The following is a 12,882-nucleotide window of genomic DNA, read 5'->3' as shown; positions in this document are numbered from 1 at the left end:
GCGCGGAAGAGAGAAATTCCCGCAGCTACTGGACCAGTTCAATTTCGCCGGCGCGCCACTGTTTGCTGAAAAACGGCGGCAGCGGGCTGTACAGGCGCAGGATCGTGAACCAGCCCTTGCCCGGGGTTGTCTGGATCCAGTTGCCGCGCGCGACCCCCTGCGGCTGTTCGGGGCTGAAATAAATGGTAGTCGAGCCACCGCGGTTTGGTTTGGCCGCGGGGCTCGGGTAGCTCTGGCTGCCGGCGCGGGGATAGCGCTGTGGCGTCGCCAGCATCGAGCGGGTCTGGTTGTCGTAGACGGTGAGCGACCAGAACTTGCCTACGGGGATGCCTTTGGGCAGCGTGACCTTGTAGGTGCGGGCGCCATCAAAGGGTTTGCCGTCGGCGTCGGTAAAGCCCATCAGGTACTGCGAGCCGACATCGGGAATACGCATGATCATGCCGGGGGAGTCGAGGGTATAGCCGTAATAGAAGGCCGTGCGCGAATCCAGGGTGCGCGCGCCGGTGGGCGGGTAGGGCTTGAACATGCCCTCTTTGGTGAACTGCGGTGGCGGGGTCTCGAACATGGCGCCCCCCTGCCACAGCATATTGGCCCACATGGAGCCGGGGTAATAGGCCCAGTCCGGATGCACCATGGCCCAGCGCCAGTTCAGTAAGCGGCCGGTGGCATTGCCGACGGCGGCGGCATCGGTGAGGATCTTTTTCTGGCGCGCGTCGGGCTTGAACGGCTTGCCCTTTACAATGCCGATCGCCGCCAGCTGGCCGGCGAGTTCCACATCGTAGCTGCCCGCCGGTTCATCCTGCACATTGGCATTGATCATTTCGAAAAAGCCATAATCGCTGGGCGGAATGGTGTTGAACACCTTGCCACTCATGTCGACAAACGTTGTCGCGGGCACCGGCGGATTTTTGCCGAGCCTGACTTTGCCTTCCAGCGCCGTGGCGATGCTGGTGCCCACGCCGCCGCGCGCGTAGGGGTAGATTTTGAGGTGCTGCTTGATGTTGTCGACCGCGGGCGCCGGGTCGTTGTTCTCCAGGTACGCGCGCATGGCGTAGAGCGCGTGATTGGTCTTGCAGTGGGCGATATAGAAGCCGCCTTCGGGCAATGGACCATCATAGCCGGGCGGCACCAGCAGGTATTTGCCGCCCTGGCCGCGATCCGGGCCGGGGAAGCCCACATCGACCACCCAGCTGAACCACATGTCGTTGATGGTGCCGAGCCCCATCGATGGCTGTTCAATGACCAGCGGCCCCTTGGACAGGTCCAGCACCGACATGTAGTAGACGGTGTCCGCGTTGGCGGTAAGAAACAGCGAGTTGGAGTCCATCAACTCGGGAAAGATCACTATGTCATTGTCGGTCGCGCCAATACTTTGCAGGCCCTTGCGAATCGCATAGGCGGAAGCGCCGCGAAAGCTGTTGTTGTAGGCGTTGAGGGCGCGGGTGAAATAGAGGGTGTCGCGCACTTTCCCGGCAGTTTCCACGCTGGGGACGCCATCGTCGAAGTCGAGTGTCCCGATGCGGGTTTCCATCTGCTTGGGTGTGGTGATGGACGGTGGTATTTTAGGCCCCGATTGCGCGCTGGCGAGAGTGGGCAGGGCGGCGCTAAGCGCCGCTGCGCACAGTAGCCGATAACCAAAGCTTCGCACCTTGCTGATCTCCATGTTGCGGATTCCCTGGCTGAAAGCATAGGTTGAAAGCGCTTGTGGCTATTGTCGCTGGCGCGACGATAGTGGATTGCGCAGCAAACTGGCGCTTGCGGTCTCTGGTGTGTGGCACTGCTTGTCGTGCCGGAGTACGGGGCCGCGCCTCGGCGGGGGTGATACGCTGTGCCTCTGTCGCTTATAGCCGCGACACGTTAGAGTTACCCGCTAGATCACTGCACTTCGAAAAAGAAAAGGAAAGTCGGTACCGCCTATGGCACAAGGTTCAAAAAAAGCCGTTCTCTACGCGATCTGTGTCAATGCCATCATTACCTGCCTGAAATTTCTCGCCGCCGCGGTGACCCACTCGGCGGCGATGATGAATGAAGCCGTGCACAGCCTGATGGATACCCTCAACCAGCTATTCCTGCTGCTGGGGCTTTCCCGCGGCGGACAGCCGGCGGATACGGAATACGCCTTCGGTCACGGGCAGAAGAAATATCTGTGGAATCTGTGGAGCGCCATCGGCCTGTTTTCGGTGGGTTGCGGGCTGGGTCTGGCCCACGCCTGGCACGCCTATCACAACCTGGCTTCGGTGGCCGTGCCGGAGTCCATCTCGGTTCTGGGGCTGTCCTTTTCGCCACTGTGGGTATCCGCAATTGTCCTGCTCATCGCCTTCCTGCTGGAGGGCTATGTGCTGGTGATGGCGTCGCGGGAGTTTCTGTCGCGCATGCGCGCGGACGGTGCGCAGAACCTGCTGCACTATCTGGTAGCGGCGGACGACCCGACGCTGCTGGCGGTGCTGCTGGAAGATACCATCGCCGTTACCGGTGTATTGCTCGCGGCAACGGGTATCGGCCTGTCGCAACTGACCGGGAACCCGGTGTGGGATATCGGCTTCTCGGTGCTGATTGCGCTGATGCTGGGTATCACCGCGATTTTCCTCGGCATCGTCAATATGCGCTTCCTCACCAGCATCCGCGATCACGAGGCGGAGCGCGCCTTCGAGCAGATAGTGCGCGAGCACCGCGAGATCGAGCGCTTTCACGACCTGCGCTCGATCATTGTCGACGATACGCACACGGTGGTGGTGGCGGAAATCGAGTTGCGCGAGGAGGTGCTGGTGGCCGATATCCGCCAGCGTATCATCGCCCACCAGCAGGCCTTGCTGGAGCGGGTGCCGGAGCACCGGCGCACTGAGGCGGTGCGCGAGTATGCCGAGACACGCGCGACTATCCAGGCGACACTGGAGCAGACCGAGCGGGTGATCGATGAACTGGAAGCGCAGCTGAAGGCGCGCTGCCCGCAGGTATTCCACCTGACGGTGGAAGTGGAGGGGCTGGCGCCGCCGTCCAGACTGGACGATCCCGAGGGCCTTTCGGCCAGTTGAGGCGTCAATCGGCTGCTCCCCCGACTCGGCATGGCCGGCGGTACTTGTTATCTTCGCGGGCCATGGTTAGGCTTCCGGCCATCATCGGGCTCAGGCCGCCGGCAGGGTTGAGACCATACTTGCACTTTTGGTCACCTTGCCCCCTCCCCGTACCGGTATTCCCTCCCGCGGCGGTGTCCGCCGCCGCGGTCAGAAGTAAGTAGAGACATGAGCAACAAAGAAAAACGCCCCCTGTATACCCCCCACGCCGGACCGTCGCTGCTGGAAATCCCGCTGCTCAACAAGGGCAGCGCCTTCAGTCTCAAGGAGCGCATCGAGTTCAACCTGATCGGCCTGCTGCCGAACAATGTGGAAAGCATTCAGGAGCAGCGCCGCCGCGCCTACCACCAGTACCTGCAGTGCAAGACGGACCTGGATCGCCACATCTACCTGCGCGCCATCCAGGACGACAACGAGACGCTGTTCTTCAACCTGGTGCAGGAACATATCGAGGAGATGCTGCCGATCATCTATACCCCGACGGTCGGCGCCGCCTGTGAGGAGTTTTCCAATATCTACCGCAATCACCGCGGCCTGTTTATCTCCTACCCGGATCGCGCGCATATGGATGACATCCTGCGCAGCGCCACCAAGGAAAACGTCAAGGTGATCGTGGTGACCGACGGCGAGCGTATCCTCGGCCTCGGCGATCAGGGTATCGGCGGTATGGGTATCCCGATCGGCAAGCTGTCCCTGTATACCGCCTGCGGCGGTATCAGCCCGGCCTACACACTGCCGGTGACGCTGGACGTGGGCACCAACAACCGCAACCTGCTCAACGATCCCATGTACATGGGCTGGCGCCACGAGCGCATCTCGCAGGAGGAGTACGACGAGTTCGTGGCCGAGTTCATCGCCGCGGTAAAGCGCCGCTGGCCCAAGGTGCTGGTGCAGTTCGAGGACTTCGCCCAGACCAATGCGATGCCGCTGCTGCAGCGCTATCGCGACGAGATCTGCTGCTTCAACGACGATATCCAGGGCACCGCCGCGGTGGCACTGGGCACCATTCTGGCCGCCTGCAAGGCCAAGGGCGAAAGCCTGCAGCAGCAGCGCGTGCTGGTGGTCGGCGCCGGTTCTGCCGGCTGCGGTATCGCCGAGCAGATCGTCAAGGCGCTGGTGGGCGAGGGGCTGAGTGACGCGGAGGCGCGCGAGCGCCTGTTCATGTTCGACCGCTACGGCCTGCTCACCAACGATATGAAAGGCCTGCACGACTTCCAGGAGAAACTGGCGCAGGACCCGAGCAAATTCGACGGTGTCACCGACTGGGATCTGCAGCAACTGGTAGAGAATGTAAAACCGCAGATCGTGATCGGCGTGTCGGGGCAGGGCGGCCTGTTTACCCAGCCGGTGATCGAGGCACTGCACGCCGGCTGCAAGCGACCGCTGGTGATGCCGTTGTCCAACCCCACCTCGCGCGCCGAGGCGACGCCCGAGGAGATTCTCACCTGGACCCACGGTGAAGCCATGGTCGCCACCGGCAGCCCGTTCGAGCCGGTGGAGCTTGAGGGCAAGAGCTACCCGGTGGCCCAGTGCAACAATGTGTACATCTTCCCCGGCATCGGCCTCGGCGTGATCGCCGCCGCTGCGTCGCGGGTGACGGACAATATGTTGATGGCCGCGTCCAATGCGCTGGCCGAGCAGGCGCCGGTGGTGCAGGCGGCTAAAGGTGGCAAGGCGGAGGGCGCGCTGCTGCCACCGCTGGAGCAGATTCGCGCGGTCAGCAAGGCCATCGCCCTGGCGGTAGGCCGCCAGGCGCAGGAGGACGGTGTGGCCCCGGTAGTGGCCGAGGAGAAGCTGGAGCGCTCCATCGAGCGCAATTTCTGGGCGCCCAACTACCGCAAGTACCGCCGCCGCGCCTTCTGATCCACAGCCGCTGGAATGTTGTTCCAGCGGCTGTCGCGTGCGCCAGCGGCCTCGCTGGCGCCGGACTATTGCAGTTCGACGGTGACCTTGTCGATGGCCCCGTTGAACGGGTAGGGCGGCTCGTATTCCGGGGTCACCGGTTGGCCGGTGTCTGCACCAATACCGAAGGTATCCGCCCCGAAGCGCCCGGACACGGTGGCATCCATCTTCTGTTGCGCCACCTGCTCACCATTGACCATCAGCGTCACCAGCGCCGGGCCGCCGGTCTTGTCACCTCCCTGATACTCAAACTGCACCGCAATGGTCGCGTCGCCACTGAGCGCGCTCTTGCCTTTCAGGGTGGTGTAGCTATTGAAGTAGTTGTACACGAATACCGGGATGCCCTTGTCTAGGTACAGAGTGAGCCCCGCGGCGGAGCCGCCAAAGCCGAGGATTACGCCGTCTGTTTTGGCGCCGTCGGCTTTTACCTTTGCGGTAACCGTCCAGGAGCGATTCTTCATGGGCGGCGCCGCGGTTTCGGGAATACGCGTGGCGCCGGCGAAGTAAGTGAAGAGTTTGGCGTCTGGCTTGGCACCGGGTGGCAGTGGCTTCGGAATCGCCAGGCGGGCTGAGCCGCGATCGTCAAATGGATAGACGTGATACTGCTGCGCGGCCTCGTCGAACAGTTTCTTCATCTCAGCCAGCTTCTCCGGCTTCTTGTCCGCCAGGTCCACGGCCTCGGAGAAATCATCCGGCAGGTAGTACAGCTCCCAGCGGTCCTTGTCCCAGTTGCCCGGCGCCAGGTCCTGCCGCCACGGGAGCGTGTGCTGGGCGTCGGCTTTCCAGCCGTCCTTGTACATGGAGCGGTTGGTGAAAATTTCGAAATACTGCGAGGAGCGCCCCTTGAACTCCGGGTTGTCAAAGCTTGGCAGGAAGGATTTGCCCTCCAGCGGCTTCTGCTCGATACCATCTACGGTTTCCGGCATCGGGATATGGGCGGCCTCGAGAATCGTCGGCACCACATCGATCACATGCAGGAAGGCATCCCGCGGTTGGTCGTCGTGTTTAATTTTTGCCGGCCAGCTGACCACCATCGGGTTGCGCGTGCCGCCGAGGTGCGAAGCCACCTGTTTGACCCACTGGAAGGGCGCATCGCCGGCCCAGGCCCAGCCGCGCGGATAGTGTGGTTCCGTGCCGGGCTGGCCGACTTTGTCGAGCAGCGGCACCAGGTCTTCGAGTGGCGTCTGGATACCGTTCAGCGAGGCGATTTCGTTAAAGGTGCCATTGGGGCCACCCTCGGCAGAGGCGCCGTTATCGCCGACGATATAGATCACCATGGTGTTGTCGGCATCCGGCAGTTGCTTCACCGCATCCAGCAGCCGCCCGACTTCGTGATCGGCAAATGACAGGTAGCCGGCGAAATTCTCCATCAGCCGGGTGTAAATCTTTTTCTGCACATCCGTCAGGGAGTCCCAGGGCCGCACCCAGTCCGGTCGCGGGGTGAGTTTGGTGCCGGGCGGAATGATGCCCATATCGAGCTGGCGTTTGTGCACCTCCTCGCGGTACTTCTCCCAGCCCATATCGAACTTGCCCTTGTACTTGTCGCGCCATTCCGCCGGCTCCTGGTGCGGTGCGTGGGTCGCGCCCGGAGCGAAGTACATGAAGAAGGGTTTGTCAGGCGCCACCGACTTGGACAGCTTCATACGCGCAATGGCGCGATCTGTCATATCGGTCATGAAGTGGTAGCCCTCGGCGGGCGTCTTGTCGGGCTCTACCGGCGTCGTATTCTCGAACAGCACCGGGTAATACTGATCGGTTTCGCCGGCATTGAAACCGTAGAAGTAATCGAAACCGAGGCCGGTGGGCCAGTTATTGAACGGGCCTGCCACGGTCGTTTCCCAGTCGGGGGTGTTGTGATTCTTGCCGAACCACCAGGTGGCGTAGCCATTGTCCTGCAGGATCCTGCCGATGGTGGCAGTGTCGCGGGGCATCATCGTCGAATAGCTGGGGAAGCCGGTAGCCCACTCCATCAGGAAGCCGTTGCCGGTCATATGGTGATTGCGCCCGGTGAGCAGCGCCGCGCGCGTCGGTCCACAGATAGAGGTGGTGTGAAAGCGGTTGTATTTAAGTCCCTCGCTGGCCAGCTCGTCGAGCTTCGGTGTGGAAATCAGTCCGCCGAAAGTCGAGGCCTGACCGAACCCCACGTCGTCGAGTAACACGATGATCACGTTCGGTGCGCCGTCGGGTGCGGCGGCATGTTTCTGCCAGTCAGCGGTGGAATCCTTATAGGTCTTGCCGATCTTGCCCTTGAACGGCGACAGCGGAATGGGCAGGTGTTCGCGATCGGGCCAGCTGCCGTTGTCCTCGCGGTTGGTGGTGGTGCTATCGGCGGTCGCGGGAGATGCGTCTTCCATTGCGCTGTCGCTTGGTGGCGCGGTCTCATTGGGTGCCTTTGCCGCCTCCTGAGTTTTCGATGGGGCGTCGCGGGAGCAACCGCAGGCAGCAGTCAGCGCCAGAATCACTATTGCAGCCAGCAATCGAAATGGCTTACGCGTGATGGAAATAGTCACAAAGTTACCTCATGAAGGGATCTGGAGCGGGCGCGGTGGGTCGTGTGTGTCATTGAAAGCTGCCCGCAAAGGATAGGTGACGAACTGGCACTTGCCGTTTATTACGACGACATTTTGCACGAAGCTTCCGATACCTGTTGTATGCGGTCAGGCGGCGAACAAAGTCATCCCGGGGGAGGGCTCGCTGTGCGAGGGCAGCGGGGGGATCTGCCTGGTGCTGGCAGATGGAGGAAGGGAGGGGGATCAATTGGCTACCGTTAACGGGAACGTCTGCAGCCAAGACCGCAAGCGCGGCCGCGGGACTGCGTATCAGGCGGTGGTGGGACTTTCCGCCGGGGTTGGCAGCCTGCGAAATTTTTATCAGCAGGCTACCACTGGCGGATTGGCATTGATCTCAATAGTTGGATTCGAAGCGAAGCCGCAACTGCCAGTCCTGCCCCTTCCTGGACCAGACATCAACGATTGAAAGATCCTTTCCGTCAGGCGACTGCAGAACAAAATTGGCGATGGCATTTTCGCCAACTTCGTAGACGCGAAGGCCGCTGATTTTCCGCTGCGTAGAGTTTGGTTTCCGTGCGGCGAAAGCATCGCGGGTAAGGCGTTTGTGATCGTAGGTGTTCAGTTCGAAAAAGGGATTCAGCTGGGCGATGACGGCGGCTTTGTCGCCGGCGCCTTGCGCCGCAAGCAGTTTGTTTTCCAGTTTCCCAAATACCATCATATAGCGCGTCATCACATTCACGCCCTTGCCCCCGGTCGGGGGCTCGGACGCAAACGCAGGAGTGAGCCAGCCGAAGCTGGTCACTCCTATCAGAAAAATGCGCCTTAGTAAGACAGAGCGCATAAACCACCGTTGTCATTGACCCAGTTCCGCTGCAGCAACCAGTCGCGGCCGCCCAGCGATACGTTGGCAGTGGCACCGTTACCGGTTGTATAAGTGCTGCCAAAATCCCAGGCACACTTGTCAGCATTTTCGTAGCCACGGCGATCGTACCAGGCGTTCAGTTCCGGATCGGTCACCGCCTCGGACAGCTCGTGATAGATGACACTGGCCATCGCGTCGGCGCCACCATCACCATTGGGCGACGGGTTGTTGACACCGCAGCCGGTAGGCGCCTGGGTTACCGGGTTGCCTACGAAGGAGTATTTGATGGTCTGGCCGTTGATGGTGCCCTTGGTGTGCCAGCCGCAGTACTGGGTACCAAAACCGCTGGTCTCCTGCACGTCCGGTGCGGTCAGTACAAAGTAAACGCCGTTGGTGTCGGTGCCGAGGCCGAGATTGTTGATCGCGTTGGTGACAATGCTCTGGATGTTGGCATCGGTCAGGGAAGTCCCGTAAGAGCCACTATCGTATACCTGGGCGACGAGCTGCGTGCTGTTGGACACGTGCTGGTTGGAGCCGTTGTAATAGCTGGTATTGATATTGTAGATCGGGGAGCCGGACAGACCGGGGATCAGGTCCGGAAGAATAGTCTGTGCGCTTGAATACGCACTCCAGTCGCCGTACCAGATGTAGTAGACATTGGTAGTGCCCAGCATCACCGGGCCGCCGTTATAGAAAATACCGTTGTTACCGCCATGGCCGCCACCACCGGGCTTGGCGCCCTTGTTCGAATGGATATCGCTGGGCGATACCAGCTCTCCAAATCCCTTACCGGTGGGGCGGTATACGGCATTGGGATCGGGTTTGATGGCGCTTGCCTGGCTAGTGGCAGCAATTGCTAGGCCTGCTGCGAGTGCAGCTACGAATGATGTTTTATTCTTCACTCAAAATACCCTCAATCAAGATTGATTTTTATTTTCAAGATACAGATTTAAGGGCCGATCAGACTTCGGTCGGTCACTTCCTCGTAAAAAGCGTTGGTGCTCAACGAGGCGCGCTAATGTTTACGCCTGAGTAAAAAAATCGTCAAGGAGATATTTTTTCTTTTGCGGGGCAGGCTGTTTCTACTTTTTTTAACATCATTGCGCGATATCAAAAGTTTTGCTGTGCAAAAATGTAAGCGTTTCTCGAATTATTTTGTTTTTATTGTCATCTGGTGACGAGTATTGTCGGATTTGCGGCATTAATTGTGTGAGTGATCACGCATTGTTGGCGGGAAAATCTACGTGAAGTTTCTTTGGCAGGGGGAAAAATTGCATCGAGTTGGCGGCGCACCAAAGTGGTAACGGTGCACCAAAATGCTTCAACTGTTTCAGTTTACGCGAGAAATAGCGTTCAGGCATTAAAAAACCGGCCTCAATTGAGGCCGGTTTTTTTGCGTTGCGAGACTTATCTCGGCTTTATTGGCCCTGCTTGTCCACCAGGCCGCGACGCTTCAGCAGTGCATCGATGCTCGGCTCCTGGCCGCGGAACTTGACGTAGTCCTCCATCAGATCCCGGCTGTTACCGCGCGACAGAACGTTGTTGCGGTAGTTGTCGCCGTTCTCACGGGTCAGGCCGCCGTGCTCCTTCATATAGGCGAAGGCGTCTGCAGCAAACACTTCGGTCCACAGGTAAGCGTAGTAACCGGAAGAGTAACCGCCAGAGAAGATGTGGCTGAAGTAAGCGGACTTGTAGCGCGGCGGAACCGGCGTGTAGTCGATACCGTGCTTGGCCAGGGCCTTCTGCTCAAATGCGTTGAAGTCCGTGATCTTCTCTCCGGCCGGAATGCTGTGCCACTCCATGTCCAGCAATGCCGCTGCCAGGTATTCGGTGGTGTCGAAGCCCTGGTTGAACTTGTGCGCTCTCAGCACTTTGTCCAGCAGCGCCTTCGGGATCGGCTTGCCGGTTTTGTAGTTCTTGGCGTAATTGGCGATCACGATCGGGTTGATGCTCCAGTCCTCGTTGAACTGGGACGGGAACTCAACGAAGTCACGCGCGGTGGAAGTGCCGGCGAGGCTCGGGTATTTCACCTGGGAGAAGAGGCCGTGCACGGCGTGGCCGAACTCGTGGAACATGGTGCTGACTTCGTCGAACGTCATCAACGTCGGCTGGCCGGCCGCCGGCTTGGGAATGTTGAGCGCGTTGTACACCACCGGCTTGTGCTTCAGCAGGAAGCTCTGGGTGACCCACTCATCCATCCAGGCACCGCCGTTCTTGCCTTCGCGGGCGTACGGATCCAGGTAGAACAGGCCGATGGAGCTGCCGTCTTTGTCGAAGATCTCAAACGCCTTCACGTTCGGATTCCACACCGGCAGATCCTTGCGCGGCTTGACGGTGATGCCGTACAGCTTGTTCATGGCGAAGAACAGGCCATCTTTCAGCACGCGGTTGAACTCGAAGTAGGGCTTGACCTCGCTCTCGTCCAGGTCGTACTTGGCTGCGCGTACCTTGTTGGCGTAGTAAGCCCAGTCCCACGGCTGCAGTTTATTGATGTCGGCGCCTTCGCGGTCCATCTCTGCCTTGATATCTGCCGCTTCAGACTTGGCCTTGGCCACGGCCTTGGGTGCCAGCTGGTCCAGCATCTTGAACACGGCTTTCGGGGTCTTGGCCATCTGGTCGGCAGTGACGTAGGCGGCCCAGTTCGGGTAGCCCAGCAGCTTCGCCTTGTCGGCACGCAGTTCGGCCATGCGCACGATCAGCGGGCCATTGGTTTCCTGCGCGCGGTTGGCGGAGGTGTTCCAGATTTTCTCGCGCAGTGCGCGGTTTTTCAGGCTGCCCAGGATCGGCTGGCGGGTGGTGTTGACCAGGGTGATCATGTAGCCGGTCTTGCCGGCCTTTTTCGCCGCGGCTGCCAGTGAGGCAATTTCGGAGTCCGACAGGCCGTCGAGCTGTTGCTTGTCGGTCACCAGAATGGTGTCATTTTTGAATGACTCGAGGATATTCTTCGAGAACTCGGTAGACAGCTTTGCCAGTTCGCTGTTGATGTTGCGAACTTTGGCTTTGTCCTGGTCCGACAGCTTGGCGCCGGCGCGGACAAACTGGTCGTAGTAATTCTTCACCAGGCGCTTGTCGACGGCATTCATTTTATCGTCGCTGTGGTAAATCTTGGCGACGCGCGCGAACAGCTTCGGGTTCAGGTAGATGTTGTCATTGTGCTGGGAAATCTTCGGAGCAATTTCCGTTTCAATCGCCTGGTATTGCTTGTTGGAGTTGAGTCCGGCCAGGTTGAAGAAGACGTGGGCAACCCGGGTCAGCAGTGCACCGCTCTTTTCCATTGCCACGATGGTGTTGTCGAAAGTGGCGGGCTGGGAGCTGTTGGCAATTGCTGCGATTTCGGCGTTGTGTTGTTTGAAACCGGCGGCAAACGCGGGGCGGTAGTCTTCGACCTTGATCTTGTCGAACTGCGGGGCTTCGTCCTGTAGCGGGCTCGGCTTCATCAGCGGGTTGGCTGCGGTAGCGCTTTTGGCGGCCATCATCTTGCTGGCGCTGGCGGCGGGATTCTGGTGACTGGTCGGTGTTTCATTTGCGTGGGCACTAATGGCCAGGCTGACGCCAATGGCGGTAGCGATCAGGGATTTGCGCATATTATCTCCGAATGGTTTGCACATGATCTGCAGCGGGACGAAAGCGAGAAAATCACTAGATTTGACTGGACTCTCTCCGGGCTGCGACAGAAGGCGCGGCTCGACCGACAGGGCGGTATCGCGGTCTGATGCAGAGCATTGGCACGTCAAAAAGGTTTCCGGAAAGCCGGAAACCGGTCCGTTTTGCATACTATCGCATTGCCTAGTGGATTCAAGCGCCGCCGCGGCGGGGCGAGTTGTAGGCGGGAGCACCGGTATTAGTGCAGGATAATTATCTGTAACGTGTTCGATTGGCGGTGTGTTCTGCTGTCGTAGCCCGATTCTCCCGATTGCGATAAGCTAACGTGACCCGTCTGACCGTTGTGTCAGCTGCCCGTTTGGGTCAGCGGATTCCAGCGCTGGAAGTCGCGCAGACGGCGATAACAATAATGTTGAAAGGAGGCTGCATGAAGAAATATCTGATATTGGTCACTGTATTGCTGGCGAGCATTTGTGCGGGGGCCAGTGCGAAGACACCGGATCTGGAGCAGTTGGGCCGGGACTACTTTGCGGCATTCGTAGCGACACAGGAGCCGGATGCGACCAAGCAGGATGTCGAAAACTATCTTGCCTTCCTCACTGACGACGTTGGTCATCAGCATTTTCCCAATTCACCGGACGATAGCCGGGCCCGGGGCAACAAGGCGCGGGCACGCAAGGGGATGACCCATTATCTCGGTGGAAATTCCAGTTTCGAAGCGAAGCTTGAGAGCATCACTACCGGCAAGGATGTGATCGTGCTGAAATACAAGCAGCGCTTTGCGGGTTACCACCAGCAACTCAAGAAAGAAGTGGGGTTCGCATCGGATGTTATTGAAGTGCTCGAAATCGAGAACGGCAAAGTGTCGGTGATCAGGACCTACGCAAAATCGCTGTAATCATTGGCAGGGTGCGTAACGCGCACCCTGCCTGGA

8 protein-coding genes are annotated in these 12,882 nt (G+C 59.6%); 3 read left to right on the top strand and 5 right to left on the bottom strand.

Annotation, left to right across the window (positions count from 1 at the left end):
- Window positions 1-25 precede the first annotated feature (25 nt).
- A complete protein-coding gene (locus ABDK11_RS11075) occupies window positions 26-1,663 on the bottom strand; it encodes a DUF1254 domain-containing protein (RefSeq protein WP_346836568.1) in 1,638 nt (545 codons plus the stop codon).
- A gap of 253 nt (window positions 1,664-1,916) precedes the next feature.
- Between ABDK11_RS11075 and ABDK11_RS11070 the strand changes: the two genes are divergently transcribed.
- Window positions 1,917-3,032 (top strand): cation diffusion facilitator family transporter, encoded by a 1,116-nt coding sequence (locus ABDK11_RS11070; RefSeq protein ID WP_346836567.1) that lies wholly within the window; start codon window positions 1,917-1,919, stop codon window positions 3,030-3,032.
- Between the two features lie 207 nt (window positions 3,033-3,239).
- A complete protein-coding gene (locus ABDK11_RS11065; RefSeq protein WP_346836566.1) occupies window positions 3,240-4,934 on the top strand; it encodes an NAD-dependent malic enzyme in 1,695 nt (564 codons plus the stop codon).
- A gap of 65 nt (window positions 4,935-4,999) precedes the next feature.
- Here ABDK11_RS11065 and ABDK11_RS11060 read toward each other — a convergent pair whose 3' ends face one another.
- From ABDK11_RS11060 to ABDK11_RS11045, 4 genes are all read right to left on the bottom strand, one after another.
- A complete protein-coding gene (locus ABDK11_RS11060; RefSeq protein ID WP_346836565.1) occupies window positions 5,000-7,327 on the bottom strand; it encodes an arylsulfatase in 2,328 nt (775 codons plus the stop codon).
- 550 nt (window positions 7,328-7,877) lie between these two features.
- Window positions 7,878-8,285 (bottom strand): nuclear transport factor 2 family protein, encoded by a 408-nt coding sequence (locus ABDK11_RS11055; protein WP_346836564.1) that lies wholly within the window; start codon window positions 8,283-8,285, stop codon window positions 7,878-7,880.
- 20 nt (window positions 8,286-8,305) lie between these two features.
- Window positions 8,306-9,247: a hypothetical protein gene (locus ABDK11_RS11050; RefSeq protein WP_346836563.1), complete on the bottom strand. Its 942-nt coding sequence runs from the start codon at window positions 9,245-9,247 to the stop codon at window positions 8,306-8,308.
- Between the two features lie 516 nt (window positions 9,248-9,763).
- Window positions 9,764-11,929 carry a M3 family metallopeptidase gene (locus ABDK11_RS11045; RefSeq protein WP_346836562.1) on the bottom strand — a complete coding sequence of 722 codons (2,166 nt, stop codon included), beginning with the start codon at window positions 11,927-11,929 and terminating at the stop codon, window positions 9,764-9,766.
- A gap of 446 nt (window positions 11,930-12,375) precedes the next feature.
- Here ABDK11_RS11045 and ABDK11_RS11040 point away from each other — a divergent pair, with 446 nt between their 5' ends.
- On the top strand, window positions 12,376-12,846 hold the full coding sequence (locus ABDK11_RS11040) for a nuclear transport factor 2 family protein (RefSeq protein ID WP_346836561.1): 471 nt from the start codon (window positions 12,376-12,378) through the stop codon (window positions 12,844-12,846).
- Window positions 12,847-12,882 lie beyond the last annotated feature (36 nt).

The organism is Microbulbifer sp. SAOS-129_SWC, from assembly GCF_039696035.1.
Lineage (GTDB): Bacteria > Pseudomonadota > Gammaproteobacteria > Pseudomonadales > Cellvibrionaceae > Microbulbifer.
Note: the sequence above shows the minus strand (reverse complement) of the source record. Positions and strands in the feature narration are given on the sequence as shown.

Coding starts and splice junctions, on each gene's coding strand:
- ABDK11_RS11075 (WP_346836568.1), bottom strand. CDS start 1,663: ATGGAGATCAGCAAGGTGCGAAGCTTTGGTTATCGGCTACTGTGCGCA.
- ABDK11_RS11070 (WP_346836567.1), top strand. CDS start 1,917: ATGGCACAAGGTTCAAAAAAAGCCGTTCTCTACGCGATCTGTGTCAAT.
- ABDK11_RS11065 (WP_346836566.1), top strand. CDS start 3,240: ATGAGCAACAAAGAAAAACGCCCCCTGTATACCCCCCACGCCGGACCG.
- ABDK11_RS11060 (WP_346836565.1), bottom strand. CDS start 7,327: ATGGAAGACGCATCTCCCGCGACCGCCGATAGCACCACCACCAACCGC.
- ABDK11_RS11045 (WP_346836562.1), bottom strand. CDS start 11,929: ATGCGCAAATCCCTGATCGCTACCGCCATTGGCGTCAGCCTGGCCATT.
- ABDK11_RS11040 (WP_346836561.1), top strand. CDS start 12,376: ATGAAGAAATATCTGATATTGGTCACTGTATTGCTGGCGAGCATTTGT.